Here is a 21472-nt window from a genome sequence, read left to right as displayed (position 1 = left end):
AACTAACTACACATGATTCAATTTTTCCGTGAACAAAAATTGCTTGCTGCGTTATTGCTGCTGAGTATTCTGGTTATCATCGCTGGTGTCATCATGATTCAACTTACAGAAAATAATGCCCAATCCAGTGAGGTGGTTGCGCAAGAGCAAGAAGCGCAGGCCGTTGTAGATACCATGGCTGCGATTGCGAATATCGCTGAGCAACAATTGCAGGATTCGCAAGCACCGGCTACCCAACCTGCGGTAGGGGATAATATTCCGCAATCCTCTATCGATCATGTTGCTGCACTTAATGGTGTAGTGCCGGATGTGGGCAGCAATGATTGGTGTGAAGTGATGATGGTCAAAAAATCGAATGAATGGACAAAAGAAGAACAAGCACTATTTGCCCAGCATTGTATCTAATCAGCGCATGCTGATTTTCCTATGAAGTAACACTTGATGTTTTTTAGCGATTCCCGCCCGCATTTTTTTAATCCACTCACCGGTAAATACCGCGAGCTAGTGGCTGAGTGCCTGCGCCTGTTGTATCAACGCCTTTATACCGATTTGCGCGATTACGGTCACGCCATGAACCGCGAGCAATTAGTGGATATTTTTAAAGAAGCCATTGCCCGTGCGCCCATTTTGGATGCGGATGCAGCAGATGGCGATGATGCCAACGAAGGCCGTTTTAAAACCCAGCGTGATCTCGCCAGTTTTATTATCAATCGCCTGATTGAAAATGGCTGGCTAGAAAAACAAGTGGATGAAACCAGCCTGCAAAGTAGTTATGGTTTCAGCCGTATGGGGCGTTTGTTTACCCAGCCGTTTGCTGATAACGATGCAAATCAATTCCGCACTCGCAACCGCAACACCCGCAATACTCGCAATAGCCTGCAAGCCTTTTACGATCAAGGCGAAATTAATGATTTGCTGGATGCCTATGAATACTCAGAGCGGATCATTAGTGACTTCACCGATGTAATCGCCGAGCTGGAAGAGCGCAAGCGTCAATTGGTGCGCGAGGTTGAATCGCGCCAATTAATTCAGCAGGCGAGTGATGAGTTTTTTGATTTTATGGAGACAGTGTTTAAACCGGATTTGGAAGTTCGTCTGTCTGCCGACAGCGTGGAAAAATACCGCGACCAAATTTCTGACATTATCACCAAAATCCGCCGCAAACGTAAATATGGCTTGGGTGATGCCGAAACTGCCGCAAAAGATTGGCGCGCAGTGATGGAAATCCGTCTGCGTAAAGCCTTGCCGCAAAAAGTAGTGCCCGGTATTTCACTGCTGGAAACTCTGTTGCAGACCATTGATTCACGTTTAAAAAATGCCTGTGACATTATGTTGCCTGCACTGCGCCGTGCGTTAAATACCTTTACCCAGCGCGCCGATATTATCATTCGCCAGCTCAGCTACATTAATAGTCGCGGGCAAGATGATTTAATGGATATCTATCGCTCACTTGGCAACTTAACGCTTGAACAACAAGATCAAGTATTGCTAGAGCAGGGCGAGGCGATCGCCAGTATTCATATGGGGTTTGTTGATCCGGCACAGATTCAATTGCGCGCGCCGCGCAATATTCAAATTGTCCGCTCTACGCTCGATGAAGATAAAGCCCTTGATGCAGAAGCGCAAAAAGCGCTGTTTGTGCAGCAGGCGCTTGATAAAGCGTTTATTTTGCAATCCAGTAGTTTGCGCGATTATGTGCATGCATCCTTAGTGCAAAAAGGTGAAATTAAAAGCAGCGAGTTACAAGCCAAAAATATGCAGGAATTACTGAACCTGTCCCATGCGATTGAAGTGGGTGCAGCGGCGAATTTGTCATCCCGCTATCGTTTTGCCATTACCCAAAACGCTGACTGGTTACACGCACAACCGCTGGTTAATAGCGATAAATACTTTAAACAGCGCGACGAGTTTGTGATTAGCTTGATCGACGATGGTGTAGAAAATGAGTGATCAATTAAGTTCGTTGCTACAAGAGCAATTAGAAAAACACAATCTCAGCTTGGATAACTGGCGTGAACTGGTGCAACGGTTATTGGATTATGGTGTGCTCTGCCGCGATGACAGTCAGGTAGAAGCAGAGCTTTATGACCGCTTTGTGCGCATTCATGAGTTAGTCAATGATTACCTCAGCTTGATGGGGGTTCGCTTCCAGCACGATAGTCATTTTCGTTTTGTGCGAATTTTACCGCCCGGTGCACGGTTGCCGGGTATGGATGATGAAAGTGATGAGCCATTTAACGCCGGTTTACGCAACCGTTTGAATCAACATGAAGTAGCCTTAGTATTGGTATTACGCGCCGAATACGATAAGGCGCTGCGTGAAGGCAGTATTGATGAACAGGGTTGCGCTACGTTATCGCTAGAGGCAATTGCCATGGCGATGAAAAGCCTATTGCGCCGCAGCCTGCCGGAAAATCTTGGTGAGCGCCGGCAAGCATTTAAACGTTTGCGCCAGTTGCGTTTGATTAACTTTTTTGCTGAATCCGATATTGATTCAACCGAAAGCTGGATCAAGATTCGCCCACTGATTATTAATCTGGTCAACAACGAATGGCTAGAGCAAATTCGCAATCATCTTGCAGAAAATCTATTGCTGGCCGATGAAGAAACTGATTGTCAAGATCAACCTGAATCGACTGAACCAAAAACGCGTACAACCGCTCCGCATTTAAATCGTTCGCTTTTTGCGGCTGAAGAATAGTTATGTATCTCAAAAAATTTATTTATGTGAACTGGGGCAATGTGCCCAATACCGAATTTGAATTTGGGCCGATTAATTTATTTTCGGGCGGAAATGGTTCCGGCAAAACCACAGCCGCAGATGCGATTCAAACTATCATGACCGCCGCGCACGATAATTTGTTTCACTTCAATCCGGGGCAAGATGAATCCAGCCAGCGCGGTCGCGGTGGCAAGTTAGTCCGCACGCTTGCGTCCTATGTGCTGGGTTGCGATGACGGCGCCTATTCGCGCCCGCAGGGTTGTGACGGCTATTTGGCGGCGGTGTTTTATCCTACTCAGGGTGAAAATAGCGAGCCATTTACCGCGTTGATTGGTATGCGCGCATTTTTAGAAACCACCGGGCAGGGCACCTCACTGCAAAAAGTGGCGCGTTTGGATGATACCCAATTTTATATTTTGAATGATGTAGAACTCAGCTTAAAAGACGTATTAAAAGAAGAGAAAACCCATAAATATGTAGTGCCGCTCGATAAGCTCTACGCCAGTTTGCGTCGCCAATATGGGCAGCAGCAAGTCGAAAAATACGATAAGAAAAAATCTTACCTCTGTCGTTTGTACGGCGTTTTGCGTGGCAAAAAAGATGCAATCTCTGAACGTGAAGCGATGAATGCCGCGCGCGCATTCTCCCGGTTCATGGCTTACAAGCCGATTAAAGGTATCGATGAATTTGTCGCCAATGAAATTCTGGAATATCGCGATTTAGGTGAGGCGATTCGCACTGTATCGACTATGTTGAAACGCATTCATACCATGGAGGCAGACGCGCGCACGCTGCGGCAGGGTATTGAGCGCATGGCGCAGGGGCGGAAGTGGTCGGACAACTTTATTGCAAACTGGCTGGAGCAGCAAGTGTTGCAGTATTCAGTGGCCAAACGTCGCTATACCGATTCGCAATCTCTTTATTTAGAAGCAAAACATAAACAACAATTGTTGCGCGAAACCTCGGCAAGCCATCAGCAAACTTTGGCAAGCTGCGAAGCCCAGCGCGATGAAATTAATCAGTTAATTCTTGCTGCCACTGCACGCCGTTTGGGTGTGCCTGCGTTGCGTGACAAAGATCAATTGGAACAAGAAAAACTCGCACAAGAAAAGCTGATCCAAACGCAAGTACCTGAGCTGCGCAAACAACACCAGCAAATGCAAATTAATTTAGATGCGGCGCAGCAGTTTGCCCAAGCGTTGCGCCAGACTTCTATTGCCCATGAGTTGCCTGCGTTAAAAGACGCCAGCCTTGCCAATCTAGTTAAAAGCCTCTGCACCGATACTGATGGGTTGGATATTCACCAGTTACTTAATCGCGATTTGATTGAAGTTAGCCCGCTGGAACCACAGCTGGCAAAAGTGCTTGAGCTGCAAAAAACGCACAATGCTTTTGTGGCCAGTTTGTTTGATGTGGATACCAATGCGGCGGTATTGCGTACTAATTTACGCGATCAATTAGCGCAAGAGCGCGACAAGCGCAAAGCGCAAACCGAGCGTTTGCAAAAACAAACAGAAGTTAAACGCCGTGAAATTCAAACCTTGGAATCACGGCAGGTGAGCTACCCAGGTTTTGTGCGAGCAGCGCTGGATGCGATTGCTGCGCAATGTCCGCAAGCCGATGCCCGTGTACTTTGCGATTATGTCGATGTCACTGATCGCGAATGGCAAGCGGCTATCGAAGGTTATATTGGCGCGGCGCGGTTTGGCATTATTGTCGAGTCAGAATATGAAGCCGAAGCAATTGCGATTGTGCGCAATATGGCGGGGCAGGGTAATCGCGCGCGTATTATTCAGGGCGAAAAAGCGCGCAAGGATTTGGATAAATCCAGTGATGTGCCAACCAACTCTATTACACAGGTGATGACTTTCTCGCACGCCACTGCAGAAGCCTATATCAAAGCCAGTTACGGCAATGTGCAGCGCGTAGAAAGTGCCAAAGAATTAAAAAATACCCGTCGTGGTATTACCAAAGAAGCCATGGGGTCCGGCAACTACGCCATGTTCCGCTGCGACATGGCTGACTCGGAACTGGTATTTGGTCAGGGGGCGCGCGAGCGGGCATTGGACGCCAAGCGCAACGAATTTCATGCATTGGTTAGTGAGTGGCAAACCGCAACTGCTTACGCCGAAGAAACGCAAGATTTGTTATTGGCGATAGATAAGCTCAAGCTTCTTGGCTACGCTGAAACCTTGCAAACCATGCTTGCGGCGCAAAACAAAATTCAGGCGATTGAATCGAAATTACAGCAGTTGGATTTAAGTGATACCAACGCCTTGGAAGCAGAGCTGCAAGAATTGCAGAATCGCTTACAAGAACAGAATCAGCTCTATACACGTTTAAATAGTGCGCAAGTAGATTGCCGCGCCGATTTAAAACTGGCTGATAATCTTTGCCATAAACTGGATGCAGAGCAAGATAAAACCCTTGCCCAAGCCGATACATGCGAGGCGAATGTACAAGGCATTACTGCCTTCTGGCCGGAATTTAATGCAGATGCTCATTTACAAGCTGCCGATGAAGCGGTGACGCAACACAATGTGCAGTATTTTGAGGCGCAATTGGCGGGTGTGAATGCTGAGTTAAAAACCATTTTGCACCGCTTGCAGCAAGCGGCGATGGTGCACAACCAGTTTTGCTCCACCAGCGATGCGATTTTATTTGATATTGACTACAACGATGACTTGGGTAACGCAAATTTCCGCGCAATTTGCGATATGCGTCGTCAGTTTGATGCGCTTTATAATCGTGATAAAAATCATATTCTGGCGCAGCGCCATCAAGAAATTGAATCGCTGCGTGAAAGTTTCAATAACGCGTTTGTGACCAATCTCTGCCACTCGATTTATCAAGCAATCAATGACGGTAAAAAAACACTCGAAGAATTAAACAAAGAGCTGGAGCATCATCGTTTTGGTGCTGACCGCGAACGTTTCCGCTTTGATTGGGAGTGGGTGCCGGAATTTAAAGAATATTGGCAATTTTTTAAAGCAGTAATTGATAGCCCCAGTTTGGATGAGGGCGAAACCCTGTTCAACATGAAGCTCGATGAAAAACATCAAAAAGTGCGCGAGCGCTTGATGACCATGTTGTTGGATGAGGATGAACAAAAAGCCCTGCGGGAATTAACGCGCATTGCCGATTATCGCAATTATCGCTGTTATGAAATTTACAAAGAGCCCGAAGGCAAAGCGCCGATTGCATTGAGCCAATACGGTACCGGCTCTGGCGGTCAGTTGGAAACACCGGCTTATATTATACGCAGTGCCGCCATCACTTCGGCCTTTCGCTTTAATGAAGGCAACAGTCATTTGCGTATGGTATTGGTGGATGAGGCTTTCTCTAAAATGGATGAGCATCGCTCACGCGAGGTGATTAACTATTTGACCGAGAGCCTCGGTTTACAGTTGAATTTTATTATGCCGAGCAGTAAATCTGGCCCGTTTATGGATTTGATCTCCAACCAATTTGTGTTCAGCAAATGCCCAACGGCTGAACCGGTGGGTGAACTAAAAACCCGGGTGATGTTAGATCGCCAAGTCTGTGATCAGGAAAAAATTAAAAAGTTGATGGCAAATCATCGCCGCGCAATTCGCCAGCAAGCGGCGTTGGATTTCATGTCAGAAGTGGAGGCATAACTGGTGTGATGCAAGTGGAGTATTGGCGGATCAGCACTCCACTCAATCACTCGGGCTTCCGTTTACATGCGGGAAAAAGCGTGCAATTTTCTTGATCAATTTATCCTGCTCAATCGGCTTCACTACGTAGTCATCCACACCGTCCTCAATCGCCGAACGAATTTGTTTAGCTTCGCTTACTGCAGTTACCAGCATAAATACTGTACCCAAATAGCGCTCCGCAGCGCGCATAGCGCTGTGCACTTCCAAGCCAGATTTACTGGGCATATTCCAATCGCACAAGACCAAGTCATAGATGGGATTGGCCTCGTACATCATGTTAATGCCCTGCTGGCCGTCATTAGCGTAGTCAACCTGATAGATACCTGCCGCCTCCAAATAGGCTGTCACCAGATCGCAAATCAGTTGATCGTCGTCGACTAGCAGGACCTTTATCTGCATAGGTGTTAGTTCTTGGCGGCGACCAAAGGCTGCCTGGCGAATCGGGGAAACAGTTTTTTCAGATATGTAATGATTGACGGTGCTTTTCTCGCCGTTGCCGCCTACAAGTTCAAAGGTGATTTTTTGTAAAACTGCGTCTAGGGTCTTCAGGTTCTGCTCTAGCTCTGATTTGGCGTTAACATCAGCAGTTGGAATGTTTTTGGCGATCCAAGCACGCTTTTGTGTCAACGTTTGTCCAATAATCTGTAATTCCTGCTTGGTAAACATAAGTGGCCTTAACTTGTGTAGAGATAAAAACTTCTTACAATATAGCCTAGTCTGTTTTCTTCGCTAGCTTTCGTAAAAAACCTTTTACCCAAGTAGGCCGTACTTTTTAATAGCCGCAGGAACTTAGTGTGTCTGATTTAGAGCGATTTATTACCCGTCTTGAACAACTTATCACCCGCGTAGAAGCCGTTTTACCGGCTACATTACCTGAACCAGACTGGTCAGCGAGTGCATTTCGCTGGCGCTGCCTTACGAATGGCAATGGTTATCTGCAGCCAGTCAAACAGCCACATCGGGTCGACTTGGATGCGTTAAAGAATATCGATACCCAAAAAAACGCCATATTGCGCAATACACGTCAGTTTATCGCCGGTAAATCAGCCAATAACGTTTTACTTACTGGCGCGCGCGGTACAGGAAAATCGACCCTGATCAAAGCCGCCTGGAATGCGTATTCAGAGCAGGGGCTGAAAATTATCGAGGTAGATAAAACGGATTTACTGCATCTTGCATCTATCGTTGATTTGGTGGGTGAGCGCCCCGAAAAATTTATTATTTTTTGCGATGATTTGTCGTTTGAAGAAGGTGAGATCAGTTATAAAGCACTGAAGTCCGTATTGGATGGCTCCATTTCTGCCCCTACTGCCAATATGCTCTTTTATGCGACTAGCAATCGCCGCCATTTGATCCCGCAGAAAATGCGCGACAATCTGGATGTGAGCAACGAAGACGGCGAGGTGCGCCCCAATGACAGCATTGAAGAGAAAGTGTCGCTCTCTGAGCGCTTTGGTCTCTGGTTGAGCTTTTATTCATTCTCACAGGATGAATATCTCGCAGCAGCGAATTACTGGGTTATGCAATTAGGCGGGCAGTGGGATAATCAAGCTGAAACAGCGGCTTTACTCTGGCACAGAACTCGCGGTGCACGCAGCGGGCGTGTTGCATGGCAGTTCGCGCGGGATTTTGTGGGGCGCGATTGATCGATTTGGGTGTTGCTCACGTTTATTGCACTCTTGGTTATAACTGGTAATAGTTGTAACTAATGCGGCAGTGATGCGTCTATGTACATCAATGCTGAAGCATCACCTAAATGCAGGGCATGAGTTCCACTGACACTATATGGCAATGGTGTCATTTAAACTCTCCCGCCGACTATTTTTCGAGCAGTACATATTGATCAGGAGTTCATGATGCATACGGGACATTCCACACTGCGCAAAACCGCTGAATCTAATTCAAGTTCAACTGCAATAGCAAAGCCGCAGGGCGATCTAAAACATCTGCATTCCTTAATCACTCGTACGCCTAATTTGCGCGATGTTGATGAAGCCAGTCTGCGCTTTGTACTGCGCAATTATTTCCTGGATACCTTCACGACTTATGAATCTCTCTTTGAATGTTTGGTCGATGACCAAGCTTTTTATACCAAGCCGATTAATCTGCGCCATCCATTAATTTTTTATTACGGCCACACCGCTACTTTTTTTGTGAATAAATTATTGCTCACTCGTATGATCAGCGAACGAATTAATCATCGCTTCGAATCCATGTTTGCTGTGGGTGTAGATGAAATGAGTTGGGATGACCTCAATGATGGCAACTACCAATGGCCCACACCTGCGGAAGTAAAAACGTATCGCGATCAAGTGCGCGCACGGGTGCTAGATATTATTGATCATGCGCCGCTGCAAATGCCCGTCGATTGGAATAACCCTTGGTGGGCGATCATCATGGGGATTGAGCACGAGCGGATTCATCTGGAAACATCTTCGGTATTAATTCGTCAACATAAACTTGAATACGTAAAAAATTCACCCAATTGGAAGCCCTGCCGTACTACGAGCACTGCACCACAAAACAGTTTGGTAAAAGTAGCGGCAGGACAGGTGCGTTTAGCAAAAGATAAAAACGATGCGTTTTACGGCTGGGATAACGAATACGGTGTACATAAAGCCGAAGTGCCCGCATTTGAAGCAGCGACTTTTTTAGTAAGTAATCAAGAGTTTTTGCAATTTGTAGAGGCGGGTGGCTATTTAAATTCTCATAATTGGGAAGAAGAAGGTAAAGGCTGGCTCGCATTTACCAAAGCACAGCATCCAACATTCTGGGTAAAAAAAACCAATGGCTGGCATTTGCGTTTAATGACTGAAGAAATTTCCATGCCTTGGGACTGGCCGGTAGAAGTTAATTACCACGAAGCCAAAGCTTTTTGTAATTGGAAAAAATCTGAAACCAGCTTGCCGGTGCGCCTGCCCACTGAAGATGAGTGGTATCGTATTTATGATGTGTCCGGTGCAAATGAAGTCGGCAAAGATAAAGCGGCGGCGAATATTCATCTTGATCACTTTGCCTCGTCTTGCCCGGTCAATAAATTTGCGCAAGGTGATTTTTATGATGTGGTCGGCAATGTATGGCAATGGACTGAAACACCCATTTATCCTTTTGATGGATTTGAAGTTCACGCCATTTACGATGACTTCACCACACCTACCTTCGACGAGCGCCACAATTTAATCAAAGGCGGCTCATGGATTTCCTGCGGCAATGAAACACTACGCTCATCGCGCTACGCTTTCCGTCGCCACTTTTTCCAACACGCGGGTTTCCGCTATGTTGTCTCTGGAGAAATAAAACCTGTGCCAAGTTCTCATTACGAAACCGATAAATTAATGTCTGAATACGCTGAGTTTCATTACGGTGATGAATATTTTGGTGTGAGTAATTTTTCCAAAGCGCTGGTGGATTTGGCGACGTCTTATTTGGCCGATAAACCTACCCGTAAAGCGTTGGATTTGGGCTGCGCATCGGGTCGCGCCACATTTGAGTTGGCAAAACATTTTGAGCAAGTCACCGGCGTGGATTTTTCTGCACGTTTTATTACCCAGGGCGTACAACTCGCCAGCGGTGAAACCTTGCGTTATACACTGATCGACGAAGGCGAATTGGTTGCCTATAAATCCCGTTCACTGGCAGATTTAAACTTGGAGGATGTTAAAGATAAAGTCGAATTTTCCCAAGGCGATGCCTGCAATTTGAAATCGCAATTTACCGGTTACGATTTTATTCTCGCCGCTAATTTAATTGACCGCCTTTACAGCCCTGCGAAATTCCTAACCGCTATTCACGAGCGTTTAAATGTCGGTGGAGTACTCATGCTTGCATCGCCTTATACTTGGCTAACAGAACATACACCACGCGAAGAATGGATCGGCGCCTTTAAACAAGATGGCGAAAGCTTTACCACGCTGGATGGTTTGCAAGCTCTGTTAGGCAAACATTTTCGCATGGTCAGCGGCCCCCATGAAGTCCCATTTGTGATTAGGGAAACCAAACGGAAGTTTCAACATACCCTGTCTGAGGTTACGGTTTGGGAGCGGATTGCGTAAGCCCACACGGTCAACCTACCTGACAAGTTCTGACGCAACTATTGCTATCCTTAGCTGATGTAAATTAGCTAAGGAGCAATAATGAAAACCCAATATTACACCGCATCAAGTCTCGATGGTTTTATCGCCACCGAAGATCATTCCATCGATTGGTTATTTCCACTGGCGGATATAAACCAATCCAGGTTCCCGAAATTTATCGAACAAATCGGCGCTATAGCCATGGGTTCAGGAACCTATGAATGGCTGCTACGCAATACCGATGCAGTAATTGCCGAGATGGGATCGCCTTGGCCTTACGCCCAGCCAGTTTGGGTGTTTAGCCATCGGACATTGCCTACAATTGCGGGCGCCGATATTCATTATGTACAAGGCGATGTGCGCGAACACCATGTGCAAATGTGTGCTGCTGCAGCAGGCAAAAATATTTGGATCACTGGTGGGGGAGAACTTGCCGCGCAGTTTTATGATGCCGGTTTGCTAGATGAAATGATTATCCAAATCGGCTCGGTTACACTTGGCAGCGGTAGACCCGTGTTTCCCCGTCAAGTATTAAGCCCCGCGTTTAAATTACAATCCGTGCAGCAGATGGGTGAGGGGATGGTGGAGTTGCGGTATTCTGTTCATCCAGCGAATAATTCTTAGAGGAATCTAATAAATGGTGGCGGGCTATAGAATAAGCACCAATAAATCAGACCTGGATTTCAATGTTATCCACTCTTTTATTTCAAACACCTACTGGGCAAAAGGAATGCCCGCTGAAACCATGCAAAAAGCGATTGATCATGCGATGTGCTTCGGCGTATTCACTGACCAAAACGAGCAAGTTGGCTTTGCTCGGGTGATTACCGATACCGCAACCTTTGCCTATCTTTCAGATGTGTTTATTCTGGATGCCCATCGAGATAAGGGTTTGAGTAAGTGGTTAATGGAGGAAATTGTTGCGCACCCGGATCTGCAAAATCTGCGGCGTTTTGTATTAGTCACCAAAGATGCGCATGGCTTGTACGAGCAATTCGGATTCGGTGCTATTTCTCATCCCGATAATTTTATGGAAAAGTGGGTTCCTGATATCTATCAACGCTAAGTTGAAACCATGCTGGCATAACCTTAATCTAGCTAATAAATATCAATTATTTGTTCATACCCTTATTACTAACACGGAGAAGTTTGACATGAGCGATACAGTTCTTGGTTTGGACGGCAAGCCTCGTTGCAAATGGTGTGCGGCGGCGCCGGAATTTTTGGATTATCACGATAAAGAGTGGGGCTTTCCCGTAGTGGATGATGTGCGTTTATTTGAAAAGCTTTGTCTTGAAGGTTTTCAGTCTGGTTTAAGTTGGCGCACTATTCTTGCCAAGCGGGAAAATTTCCGTGCGGCGTTTTCCCAATTCGATTTTAATAAAGTGGCCAAATTTACTGAGCGAGATATTGGCCGATTACTGCAAAACGAAGGTATAGTTCGTCATCGCGGAAAAATTGAAGCAGTGATTAATAACGCCAAGTGTTTGCAAGAGCTGATTAAACGCGAAGGTTCTTTTGCCACCTTTATCTGGCGTTATGAGCCAAAAATCGATCAATTAGCGGAGCCTCAAACAGCATCTACCTCCAGTGTGTCGGTAGCTTTATCGAAAGAATTGAAAAAACAAGGTTGGAAATTTGTCGGACCGACAACGGTATATGCATTTATGCAGGCTATGGGGTTAATTAATGACCATCATCAGGATTGTGTGATACGAACCAAAGCAGAGTTGGCGCGGAAGAAGTTCAAGCGGCCTTAATCATTGAAATAATTACTTAATGAATTACGCACTTCATTTTATTGGGATATGTAAGGAGACTATAAAGTGACACTGTTAAAAATTGCCGGCTGTTTTGTTTTTGTGGCGGCGCTACTGCATCTTGGAATTATTGTTGGAGGGCCTGATTGGTATCGTTTTTTTGGCGCTGGAGAAGCAATGGCTACTATGAGTGAACAGGGGTTGTGGTATCCCGCCATTGTTACTGCTGGTATTGCGGTAGTACTTTTTGTTTGGTCTGGTTATGCTTTTTCTGGTGCAGGAATAATTCGGCCGCTACCATTGTTAAAAACTGCTTTGTTATTAATCGGCATTGTTTTTTTATTGCGTGGACTGGTTGCAGTGCCTTTGCTGTTTATGGCTGATTCACCTTATATGGCTGAGCTTAAAGATAAAATGATTTTTATGTTGGTAACCTCTGCGCTTTGTTTGTTGCTCGCGGTTGGTTATCTTTGGGGTTTTTGGTTGCTTTATCGCAAACCTGACGGTATTTAAACGTGTGGATATAAGATGATATTTAATTTTGATCAGGAAATTTCGCGGGACAATACCGCCTCGGTAAAATTTGATGGGCGGCAGCAATATTTTGGCACTACCGAGGTTAGCCCTTTATGGGTAGCTGATATGGATTTTGCGGTGCCTGATTGTGTGACGCGTGCGCTGCAAAAACGCATTAGCCATCCTGTTTTTGGTTATACGCTGTACCCCGAGAGTATTTACGAATCGATTATTGCTTGGTTCCAGCGTCGGCATCAGTGGAATATTGAGCGCGATTGGATATTGATGGCGCCCGGAATAGTACCGTCATTATTTGCTGCGGTGCAGGCATTTGCTAAAGAAGGTGAGGGCGTTATTGTTCAATCCCCTGTGTATTTTCCATTCTTTTCTGCAGTTACCACAAATCATCGCCAATTGATTAACAATCCACTGCGCGAAGTGAATGGCCGCTATGAAATAGACTTTGAACATTTAGAGACATACGCAAAACAGGGTGCGCGTTTATTACTGTTATGCACACCGCACAATCCCGTAGGTCGGGTTTGGAGCGAAGCTGAATTACAGCAAGTGTTAGATATTAGCCGCCGCTATGATTTAACGATTCTCTCTGACGATATTCACTGCGATTTAATTTACTCCGGCGTTAAACACACTATGCTTGGCCGCTTGGCACAACCGGGCGATAAGATCATTACCGCAATTGCGCCTAATAAAACCTTCAATATTCCCGGTTTGGGGTTATCGGCATTAGTGATTCCCGATGAGCAGCAACGCGCGGCGATGAAAAAAATATTTGAATCGCTACATATGGGCAATCACAACCCGCTTAGCATCACTGCATTTGAAGCGGCTTATCGTGAAGGCGATGAGTGGTTGGATGCATTGATGCAGTATCTGGAAGCGACGCGGGATTTTGCGCAGGATTTTATCGCGCGAGAAATTCCACAACTAAAACTGATAAAACCGGAAGCCACTTATTTATTGTGGTTAGATTGCCGCGCGCTAGGCATGAATGATGCCCAGCTACGCGATTTTTTTGTCCGCCAATGCAAACTGGGGATGAACCCCGGCAGTGTGTTTGGTGAGGGTGGTAGCGGTTTTATGCGGATGAATATAGGCACAACCAAAGCCAGCATTGCGTCGGCATTAGCGGCCATCAAACAAGGTGTGGCGGGTCTAACCTAATAGGGAATGGCCAGTTTTCAGGAGCTGATTACCTTAAGGCCTAGGTTTTGGTCGTTTTTTGGTCAGTTTTGGATGGAAGTTTTGCTGACTTCAGGTACAATCCGCCCACTTTTTTAAGCCCCTCCCTTTGTTCCAGCACTTTCACGAGCCACTATGACTGTAAATACCTTCGACCCGTCACAAACCACTACCTTGGATGCACCTGCCAAATCGCTTGCCAGCCAATCGCTGATCGCCAGCAGTAAGGGCAATACCATTGGGTTTGTGTCGCTCGGTTGCCCTAAAAATCTGGTGGATTCCGAGCGAATCCTCACTCAGCTGCGCATGGAAGGCTACAACATTGTGCCCACCTATAACGATGCCGATATGGTGATCGTAAATACCTGCGGTTTTATTGATTCTGCCGTGCAGGAGTCATTGGGTGCGATTGGTGAAGCGCTGGCCGAAAACGGCAAAGTATTGGTGACCGGTTGTTTGGGAGCCAAGAAAGATGAAATTATCCAGATTCACCCGAATGTACTCGGTGTCACTGGCGCGCACGCCTATGAAGAGGTGTTATCGCAGGTGCATGAGCATTTGCCGCCGAGCCCAACGCACAACCCCTTTACCGATCTGGTACCGCCTCAGGGCATTAAACTGACGCCGCGCCACTACGCCTATCTCAAGATTTCTGAAGGTTGTAACCACTCCTGTAGCTTCTGCATCATCCCCGACATGCGCGGCAAGCTGGTCAGCCGCCCCATTGGGCAGGTGATGGGTGAAGCGGAGCGCTTGGTGAAAGCTGGGGTAAAAGAGCTGCTGGTGATCTCGCAAGACACCTCCGCTTATGGAGTTGATATCAAACACCGCACCGACTTTTGGGATGGTCGCCCGCTTAAAACCGATATGTACCAACTTGCGGCTGCTCTGGGCGAGTTGGGCGTTTGGGTGCGCCTGCACTATGTATACCCGTATCTGCATGTCGATAACGTAATGCCTTTGATGGCCGCCGGTAAGGTGCTGCCGTATTTGGATATCCCATTTCAGCACGCCAGCCCAACGCTGCTGCGCAAAATGCGTCGCCCGGGCCAAGTTGAAAGAACCTTGGAGCGCATTAAGAGTTGGCGTGAGCAAGTGCCTAACCTGACCATTCGCTCGACCTTTATTGTCGGCTTCCCCGGTGAAACTGAAGAGGATTTCCAGCAATTGCTCGATTTCCTCAAAGAAGCGCAATTGGATCGTGTCGGCTGCTTCCAGTATTCGCCCGTTGAAGGTGCCAAGGCGAATGATCTGCCGGATCATGTGCCCGATGACATCAAACAAGAGCGTTACGACCGCTTTATGCAGTTGCAACAAGCCATCTCCACTGAGCGCCTGAAGCAAAAAATAGGGCAGACCTTGCAGGTATTGATCGATGAAGTGGACGATGAAGGCGCGATTGGTCGCAGTTTTGCAGACGCGCCGGAGATCGATGGCTGCGTCTACCTGAACGGCGAAGAAAATGTAAAACCAGGTGATTTGATCGATGTATTGATTGAGCACTCCGATGAATATGATCTTTGGGGCACCAAGGTTTAATAATTTAAGCCCCTGATTGGTAAAATCCCCCATTTGCGCAAGCACTGGGGGATTTTTTTATGGTCTACTCTACATTGACCAAACCGAACGGAGATATTAAATGAGTGAAGTGCAGCATTTACCTAATGAGCAACGGTTTATTATTGCGCATGAAGGCGATGAAGCAGTGTTAGCCTACCGTTTATTTAACAATGGCGAAAAGTCTGCGATTGATTTTAATAGCACTTTTGTTCCGCCTGAATTTCGCGGTAAAGGCTTTGCTGAAAAATTAGTGCGTGCCGGTATTCAGTGGGCACAGGAGCAAGGATATGAGTTGCATGCTAGCTGCTGGTATGCAGCAAAATTTATTCGCAAATGAAAATGGTAAATCAGCACAAGGAGTTTGAATGAAAAGAACACACGGTTTTACCCTAATCGAAATCATGGTGGTGGTTGCCATCATCGCAATTCTGGCATTAATGGCTTTACCATCGCCAGACCCTGCCATAGCGCGCAAGCAAGTGGTTGAATCTATGGAGTTGGTTGAGGATTACAAAAAATTAGTTGCTTTTTATCACAAGAGTACACAGGTTTTACTAAAGGATAATAAAGAAGCCGGTATGCCCGCTGCAGATAAATTATTGGGCAATTATGTAGACCGTATCGATTTAAAAGACGGCGCTTTTCATCTCCATTTTGGCAATAAGGCCCATGGCAACATTAAAAATAAAACCCTGAGTATTCAACCCATAATGGTCAAAGGGTCGCCCGAAAGCCCCATTTCCTGGATTTGCGGTAAAGCAGCAGTGCCTGAAGGAATGCAAGCCGCAGGTGAAAATAAAACGGACTTGGAACTTAAAGATTTACCACTGACGTGCCGGATTTGATTGTATGAAAAAATTTATGTTAATAGCCCTTGCGTTGGGAATTTTTCTAAATTGGAATACCTTGCGCGACGAATTTAGCCCGCCGCCCGATTTTTCTGCGCAGCATCCTGAAGGCGTTGTACTATATGCCACGGAGTGGTGTGGTTACTGTAAAAAAGCACGTGAGTTTTTTAAACAAAATAATATCGCCTATGTTGAATACGATATTGAAAAATCAATCGAAGGCAAGGCGCAGTATGATCAACTGCGCGGGAGTGGTATTCCTTTAATTGTTATCCGTGGCGAAGTGCTGCGCGGGTATGACCCGCGCAGTATGGAAAGACTACTGAAACTGTAGTGATAATAGGATTGAGCGGATTAGGCCGACCAATGTTCGAGTACAATTTTTCCAACTGTTCTACCGGATTCAAGTTGTGCATGAGCACTGCGTAAATTTTCTGCATTAATCGGGCTTAGTACTTGAGTGAGTGTAGTTTTTATTGCGCCACAATCGATCAACTCTGCAATACAATTTAATAAGTGGTGTTGCTCAATCATATCCTCTGTTTCGAACAGCGAGCGGGTAAACATCAACTCCCAAGTGAATGAAACTGATTTACTTTTTAATAAGTTTAAATCTACCTGGCCAGTTAATTCGACAATCGAACAAATGTGCCCCTGAGGTTTGATCAATTCAGCTATTGCTTGCCAGTGCTGATCGGTATTGTTCAGGCAGAAAATATAGTCAACAAAATGAATGTTTTCTGCACGAACTTGGTCGACTAACGATGCGCTGTGATCAACCACAAGATTTGCCCCCAGTGATTTGCACCACTCAACTGATTCGCTGCGCGATGCAGTCGCTATGATGTTCAGATTGGTTAATGCCTTCGCTAACTGGATTGCAATTGAACCTACGCCCCCGGCACCACCGATAATTAATAGTGTTTTCGGTTTGCTGTTTTTATCGCGCGAAATTTGCAGGCGATCAAATAAACCTTCCCATGCGGTAATCGCTGTTAAAGGCAAGGCTGCAGCTTCGGCATTGCTGAGTGATTTGGGTTTATGACCGACAATGCGCTCATCTACTTTCTGGAATTCACTATTGCTACCAGGGCGGACGATACTGCCTGCATAAAAAACACTATCACCGGTTTTGAATAAGCTCACATCTGGCCCTGTTGCGACAACTGTACCTACTGCATCCCATCCCAGCACTCGAAAATCTTTTTCAATATTGCTTTTGGGCGCACGTATTTTGGTATCGACTGGGTTAACCGAAACGGCATCCACCGCGATGAGCAGCTCACGGCCTGCGGGAGTTGGCTTTTCCAGATTTACATCCAGCAGCGATTCAGGATCTTGAATTGGTAAATAGGCTTTTAGTGCGACTGCTTTCATATATTTGCTCCAAAGGTTGTTCTAGTAGGAATTATTTATCACGTGAAGCTAGTCTAGTTCTTGGTGATTTGTTTGATAATCGCTATATTGCTTAAATCACTATCAATTTAATTTTGACAATAAGGTGTTAAATGAGCAGAGCCTACTCATTGCAGGACTTGGAGTTATTTCTGCGCGTGGCTGAAGTCGGCAATATGAGCGAGGCGGCGCGCCAATTGAACATTACCAATGCGGCGGTATCCGCAGCTATTAAACGGCTGGAACTCGCGTTGGGTGTAAGTTTGCTAGAGCGGACCACCCGTAGTCTGCACTTGAGTGCGGCGGGGGAGAGCTTGATACCCTATGTACACCATGCGTTGGCAGCATTGGGTGATGCGGAATCAGAGCTACGTAATTTGCAGACCGCAGTGGCAGGAGAGATTAGTATCGGGCTGCCATCGGATTTTGGGCGCCATGGATTATTAAATATTTTGGATGATTTTCAGCAGCAATATCCGCGTGTGACCTTGCGGTTGAACTTTTCAGACATGATGCAGGACTTATATAGAGAAGGTCTGGATCTGGTGATTCGTTACGGTGAGCTTCGCGATTCAGCGCTGATTGCACGTAAACTTTGTGATAATCGCCGCCTGCTTGCTGCTGCCCCTGCGTATATTGCCACCATGCCGCCGTTACATTGTTTAGAAGATTTAACCGAGCATAATTGTTTATATTTTTATCGCAATGATCGCCCTTACAACAACTGGATTTTCTATCGCGATGACGCAAGGGTTGAAATAGCTATTCAAGGCAATCGCAATACTAATGATGGTGAAGTCGTTCGTCGCTGGGGGGTGGCAGGGCATGGAATTGTGTACAAATCTGCACTGGATATTCGCGATGATATTGCTGCGGGTCGCTTGGTTACTTTATTGAATGGGCAATATGAGGGGCAATCTACGCCGCTTTACGCGGTCTATAAGGAAAAGAAGTATCAACCATTTCGCTTAACCGCTTTATTAACTTATCTAGAAAAACGACTGTCTTGAATTAGGTTCCTATTGTAAAAATAGGCAGCGCCTATCGTTAAGAGTGTGTGAATATATTTACTTAAATCAGAGGGCGAGATCATGGCATTGTTAATATCTCCACGCGTTCAGGATATAGGTTTTACAGTAAAACGATTACTGCCTTCACGTTTGCAGCAACGTGTTGGTCCATTTATTTTTGTCGATCATATGGGGCCGGCGCAGTTTGAATCTGGCACTACCGCAGGCGATGTTCGCCAGCATCCGCATATAGGTTTAGCAACGGTGACTTATTTATTTTCTGGCGCGATGATGCATAAAGATAGCTTAGGTGTTCATCAACGCATTGAACCGGGTGCGATTAACTTAATGACAGCGGGCAGTGGAATTGTACATTCCGAGCGCATACCAGATGATGTACGTGACAAAAAAATAGATGTTGAAGGGATTCAAACTTGGCTGGCATTACCAGCAGAGGTAGAAGATTGCGAATCATCGTTCGTACATTTTGGAGCTGATCAGATTCCATCGGTAAATTTGCCAACGATGAGTGCCCATGTGTTGATTGGAAGTGCATTTGGCATTGTGTCACCGGTAAAAACTGCAAGTGTTACCACTTACATTGATTTATCCTTAGGGGCAGGTGCGCAATATACGCCAGATTTTCCGCGACAAGAGTTAGCAATCTATGTGGCGTTTGGCAGTGTCACTGTCAATGCTGAAGAGGTACCGGAGTTCCATTTGGCAGTGTTGAACGAGAATGATGTCATCGAAACTGTCAGTGGTGCGCGTATTTTATTGCTTGGCGGAGAGCCTTTGACAGGCGAGCGATTTATTCACTGGAATTTTGTTTCATCGTCGCGCGATAAACTAAAAGCTGCTGGTGAGCGTTGGACGAGTGGCGGCTTTGCGATGGTGCCGGGTGAAACAGACTGGATTCCGTTGCCAACATAACGTTAAGTTAGCCACTGGTAAATTAAAAACGCCCGACTAGCTCGGGCGTTTTTAATGAAGAAAGTAGTGTTACGAAATAGCTTTATCTACAATCACTTGCGCTTCAGCAATTAATTGCTGAAGATGTTCTTTTCCTTTAAAGCTTTCTGCGTATATTTTATAAATCTCTTCAGTGCCCGATGGGCGCGCTGCAAACCAGCCATTTTTACTCATCACTTTAATGCCGCCAAAACCAGCATTATTGCCGGGTGCTTGGGTCAAAATATTTTCAATTTTATCGCCCGCCAATTCGGTTGAAGTAATCTGTTCCGGTGAAATTTTTGAGAGCGCTTTTTTCTGCGCTGCATTAGCCGGAGCTTCTACGCGAGCTTCAGCAGCATGACCGAATTCATTGGCAAGCAGCTTGTAACATTCGCCAGGGTCGCGGCCGGTTTTGGCTTTGATTTCAGCGGCAAGCAGTGACGGGATGATGCCGTCTTTGTCGGTAGTCCAGACGCTGCCATCAATGCGCAAGAACGAAGCACCCGCACTCTCTTCACCACCAAAACCGAGTGAGCCATCAAATAAACCCGGTGCAAACCATTTAAAACCGACTGGGACTTCGTATAAACGGCGGCCAATTTTTTGTGCAACCTTATCGATCATTGCGCTGCTGACCACAGTTTTACCAATCGCGGTGTCGGCGCGCCATTGCGGGCGGTTTTGAAATAAGTATTCAATCGCAACCGCGAGATAATGATTGGGCGGCATCAAACCACAACTGGGCGCCACTATTCCGTGACGGTCATGATCCGCATCGCAAGCAAAGGCCACATCAAATAAATTACGGCGATCAACCATACCTTGCATGGTGTAGGCGGACGATGGATCCATGCGAATCTTTCCATCCCAGTCAGCAGTCATAAACGAAAACGTTTTATCAACCGCTGTATTGAGGACTTTTAAATTGAGCTGATAGTAATCGGCAATTGCACTCCAGTAATTTACCCCGGCACCGCCGAGCGGATCGGCACCCATGTGAATATTTGCCCCGCGAATTGCATCCATATCAATTACGTTAATTAAATCTCTCACATAGTGTGTTACGTAATCGTGATGATGGGTGCTGGTTGCTTTAATCGCTTGGCGATAATCCATGCGTTTCACGTCACGCAAATTATTTTCCAGCAGCTCATTGGCGCGCGCTTGCATCCAGTTAGTGATGTCGCTGTCAGCTGGACCGCCATTGGGCGGGTTGTATTTAAAGCCGCCGTTATCGGGTGGGTTGTGCGATGGCGTGATCACTATGCCATCGGCTAAACCAGCACTGCGCCCACGGTTGTAAGTGAGAATGGCGTGGGAGATCGCCGGTGTAGGTGTGTATTCGCCACCTTTGGCGAGCATTAATTCCACGCCGTTGGCTGCCAATACTTCAACGGCACTGATTTGCGCTGGCTCCGAGAGCGCGTGGGTATCTATGCCGAGATAAAGTGGCCCGGTGATACCTGCCTGTGCGCGGTAATCGCAAATTGCCTGACTAATCGCCAACACGTGATTTTCATTGAAGCTGGTATTGAACGATGAACCGCGATGACCAGAAGTGCCAAAACTGACGCGCTGTTCAGGAATTCCCACATCGGGTTTATTGTTGTAATAGGCATCGATCAATTTCGGGAGATCCACCAGCAGATCTGCGGGTAAAAGTTGACCAGCCAGAGGGCTTGTAGTCATAAAAACTCCTTTGCGATTCGGTTTTACTGAGAATAGGGCGTTATAGTAGCGCGCTTTGATTT

General features: G+C 46.3%; 20 protein-coding genes. 17 read left to right on the top strand and 3 right to left on the bottom strand.

Annotated features, from left to right (window positions below):
* Positions 1-12: 12 nt before the first annotated feature.
* From AC2CG4_RS08875 to AC2CG4_RS08860, 4 genes are read left to right on the top strand one after another with little or no spacing between them, the layout of a single operon-like run.
* Positions 13-405, top strand: coding sequence for a DUF3012 domain-containing protein (locus AC2CG4_RS08875; RefSeq protein WP_484485916.1), 393 nt, complete (start codon positions 13-15; stop codon positions 403-405).
* Positions 406-441: 36 nt separating this feature from the next.
* Positions 442-1950 (top strand): Wadjet anti-phage system protein JetA family protein, encoded by a 1509-nt coding sequence (locus tag AC2CG4_RS08870; RefSeq protein ID WP_484485915.1) that lies wholly within the window; start codon positions 442-444, stop codon positions 1948-1950.
* Positions 1943-2701: a DUF4194 domain-containing protein gene (locus AC2CG4_RS08865; RefSeq protein WP_484485914.1), complete on the top strand. Its 759-nt coding sequence runs from the start codon at positions 1943-1945 to the stop codon at positions 2699-2701. The genes AC2CG4_RS08870 and AC2CG4_RS08865 overlap by 8 nt, the downstream gene beginning before the upstream one ends.
* A 2-nt stretch (positions 2702-2703) precedes the next feature.
* Positions 2704-6360 carry an ATP-binding protein gene (locus AC2CG4_RS08860; RefSeq protein WP_484485913.1) on the top strand — a complete coding sequence of 1219 codons (3657 nt, stop codon included), beginning with the start codon at positions 2704-2706 and terminating at the stop codon, positions 6358-6360.
* Positions 6361-6402: 42 nt separating this feature from the next.
* Here the strand turns inward: AC2CG4_RS08860 and AC2CG4_RS08855 are convergent, their stop codons facing one another.
* On the bottom strand, positions 6403-7068 hold the full coding sequence (locus AC2CG4_RS08855) for a response regulator (protein WP_484485912.1): 666 nt from the start codon (positions 7066-7068) through the stop codon (positions 6403-6405).
* A gap of 128 nt (positions 7069-7196) precedes the next feature.
* On the opposite strand from AC2CG4_RS08855, the gene AC2CG4_RS08850 reads away from it, so the two are divergent.
* From AC2CG4_RS08850 to AC2CG4_RS08800, 11 genes are all read left to right on the top strand, one after another.
* Complete coding sequence (locus AC2CG4_RS08850) at positions 7197-8048, top strand: ATP-binding protein (protein ID WP_484485911.1); 852 nt, start codon at positions 7197-7199, stop codon at positions 8046-8048.
* A gap of 210 nt (positions 8049-8258) precedes the next feature.
* Positions 8259-10454: a 5-histidylcysteine sulfoxide synthase gene (gene ovoA / locus AC2CG4_RS08845; protein WP_484485910.1), complete on the top strand. Its 2196-nt coding sequence runs from the start codon at positions 8259-8261 to the stop codon at positions 10452-10454.
* A gap of 81 nt (positions 10455-10535) precedes the next feature.
* Positions 10536-11099: a dihydrofolate reductase family protein gene (locus AC2CG4_RS08840; protein ID WP_484485909.1), complete on the top strand. Its 564-nt coding sequence runs from the start codon at positions 10536-10538 to the stop codon at positions 11097-11099.
* Between the two features lie 106 nt (positions 11100-11205).
* The gene (locus AC2CG4_RS08835) at positions 11206-11541 is read left to right on the top strand and encodes a GNAT family N-acetyltransferase (protein WP_238582360.1); all 336 of its coding nucleotides are present in this window, start codon (positions 11206-11208) and stop codon (positions 11539-11541) included.
* 88 nt (positions 11542-11629) lie between these two features.
* The gene (locus AC2CG4_RS08830) at positions 11630-12235 is read left to right on the top strand and encodes a DNA-3-methyladenine glycosylase I (protein WP_484485908.1); all 606 of its coding nucleotides are present in this window, start codon (positions 11630-11632) and stop codon (positions 12233-12235) included.
* 66 nt (positions 12236-12301) lie between these two features.
* Positions 12302-12748 carry a hypothetical protein gene (locus tag AC2CG4_RS08825; protein WP_484485907.1) on the top strand — a complete coding sequence of 149 codons (447 nt, stop codon included), beginning with the start codon at positions 12302-12304 and terminating at the stop codon, positions 12746-12748.
* Positions 12749-12763: 15 nt separating this feature from the next.
* Complete coding sequence (locus AC2CG4_RS08820) at positions 12764-13936, top strand: MalY/PatB family protein (RefSeq protein WP_484485906.1); 1173 nt, start codon at positions 12764-12766, stop codon at positions 13934-13936.
* A gap of 153 nt (positions 13937-14089) precedes the next feature.
* The gene (gene rimO, locus AC2CG4_RS08815; protein ID WP_484485905.1) at positions 14090-15493 is read left to right on the top strand and encodes a 30S ribosomal protein S12 methylthiotransferase RimO; all 1404 of its coding nucleotides are present in this window, start codon (positions 14090-14092) and stop codon (positions 15491-15493) included.
* A 100-nt stretch (positions 15494-15593) separates the two neighbouring features.
* Positions 15594-15851 (top strand): GNAT family N-acetyltransferase, encoded by a 258-nt coding sequence (locus tag AC2CG4_RS08810; protein ID WP_484485904.1) that lies wholly within the window; start codon positions 15594-15596, stop codon positions 15849-15851.
* Positions 15852-15879: 28 nt separating this feature from the next.
* On the top strand, positions 15880-16359 hold the full coding sequence (locus AC2CG4_RS08805) for a pilin (protein WP_484485903.1): 480 nt from the start codon (positions 15880-15882) through the stop codon (positions 16357-16359).
* A gap of 4 nt (positions 16360-16363) precedes the next feature.
* Entirely contained in the window at positions 16364-16696 is a 333-nt protein-coding gene (locus AC2CG4_RS08800) for a glutaredoxin domain-containing protein (RefSeq protein WP_484485902.1), read from the top strand.
* A 20-nt stretch (positions 16697-16716) separates the two neighbouring features.
* On the opposite strand, the gene AC2CG4_RS08795 is transcribed toward AC2CG4_RS08800, so the two are convergent.
* Positions 16717-17739: a zinc-binding alcohol dehydrogenase family protein gene (locus AC2CG4_RS08795; protein ID WP_484485901.1), complete on the bottom strand. Its 1023-nt coding sequence runs from the start codon at positions 17737-17739 to the stop codon at positions 16717-16719.
* 131 nt (positions 17740-17870) lie between these two features.
* Between AC2CG4_RS08795 and AC2CG4_RS08790 the strand changes: the two genes are divergently transcribed.
* Together AC2CG4_RS08790 and AC2CG4_RS08785 are read left to right on the top strand one after the other, a co-directional pair.
* Entirely contained in the window at positions 17871-18767 is an 897-nt protein-coding gene (locus AC2CG4_RS08790; RefSeq protein ID WP_484485900.1) for a LysR family transcriptional regulator, read from the top strand.
* A gap of 81 nt (positions 18768-18848) precedes the next feature.
* Positions 18849-19700, top strand: coding sequence for a pirin family protein (locus AC2CG4_RS08785; RefSeq protein WP_484485899.1), 852 nt, complete (start codon positions 18849-18851; stop codon positions 19698-19700).
* A 69-nt stretch (positions 19701-19769) separates the two neighbouring features.
* Here the strand turns inward: AC2CG4_RS08785 and pgm are convergent, their stop codons facing one another.
* Entirely contained in the window at positions 19770-21410 is a 1641-nt protein-coding gene (gene pgm / locus AC2CG4_RS08780) for a phosphoglucomutase (alpha-D-glucose-1,6-bisphosphate-dependent) (protein WP_484485898.1), read from the bottom strand.
* Between the last annotated feature and the right edge of the window lie 62 nt (positions 21411-21472).

It is taken from the genome of Cellvibrio sp. ATLC23 (assembly GCF_057196725.1).
The sequence above is the reverse complement of the archived record's forward strand: the minus strand, read 5'-3'. Positions and strand labels throughout refer to the sequence as shown.

Coding starts and splice junctions, on each gene's coding strand:
- AC2CG4_RS08835 (WP_238582360.1), top strand. CDS start 11,206: ATGCCCGCTGAAACCATGCAAAAAGCGATTGATCATGCGATGTGCTTC.
- rimO (WP_484485905.1), top strand. CDS start 14,090: ATGACTGTAAATACCTTCGACCCGTCACAAACCACTACCTTGGATGCA.
- AC2CG4_RS08855 (WP_484485912.1), bottom strand. CDS start 7,068: ATGTTTACCAAGCAGGAATTACAGATTATTGGACAAACGTTGACACAA.
- AC2CG4_RS08870 (WP_484485915.1), top strand. CDS start 442: ATGTTTTTTAGCGATTCCCGCCCGCATTTTTTTAATCCACTCACCGGT.
- AC2CG4_RS08875 (WP_484485916.1), top strand. CDS start 13: ATGATTCAATTTTTCCGTGAACAAAAATTGCTTGCTGCGTTATTGCTG.
- ovoA (WP_484485910.1), top strand. CDS start 8,259: ATGCATACGGGACATTCCACACTGCGCAAAACCGCTGAATCTAATTCA.
- AC2CG4_RS08810 (WP_484485904.1), top strand. CDS start 15,594: ATGAGTGAAGTGCAGCATTTACCTAATGAGCAACGGTTTATTATTGCG.
- AC2CG4_RS08865 (WP_484485914.1), top strand. CDS start 1,943: ATGAGTGATCAATTAAGTTCGTTGCTACAAGAGCAATTAGAAAAACAC.
- AC2CG4_RS08795 (WP_484485901.1), bottom strand. CDS start 17,739: ATGAAAGCAGTCGCACTAAAAGCCTATTTACCAATTCAAGATCCTGAA.
- AC2CG4_RS08785 (WP_484485899.1), top strand. CDS start 18,849: ATGGCATTGTTAATATCTCCACGCGTTCAGGATATAGGTTTTACAGTA.
- AC2CG4_RS08790 (WP_484485900.1), top strand. CDS start 17,871: ATGAGCAGAGCCTACTCATTGCAGGACTTGGAGTTATTTCTGCGCGTG.
- AC2CG4_RS08830 (WP_484485908.1), top strand. CDS start 11,630: ATGAGCGATACAGTTCTTGGTTTGGACGGCAAGCCTCGTTGCAAATGG.
- AC2CG4_RS08805 (WP_484485903.1), top strand. CDS start 15,880: ATGAAAAGAACACACGGTTTTACCCTAATCGAAATCATGGTGGTGGTT.
- pgm (WP_484485898.1), bottom strand. CDS start 21,410: ATGACTACAAGCCCTCTGGCTGGTCAACTTTTACCCGCAGATCTGCTG.
- AC2CG4_RS08860 (WP_484485913.1), top strand. CDS start 2,704: ATGTATCTCAAAAAATTTATTTATGTGAACTGGGGCAATGTGCCCAAT.
- AC2CG4_RS08840 (WP_484485909.1), top strand. CDS start 10,536: ATGAAAACCCAATATTACACCGCATCAAGTCTCGATGGTTTTATCGCC.
- AC2CG4_RS08820 (WP_484485906.1), top strand. CDS start 12,764: ATGATATTTAATTTTGATCAGGAAATTTCGCGGGACAATACCGCCTCG.
- AC2CG4_RS08800 (WP_484485902.1), top strand. CDS start 16,364: ATGAAAAAATTTATGTTAATAGCCCTTGCGTTGGGAATTTTTCTAAAT.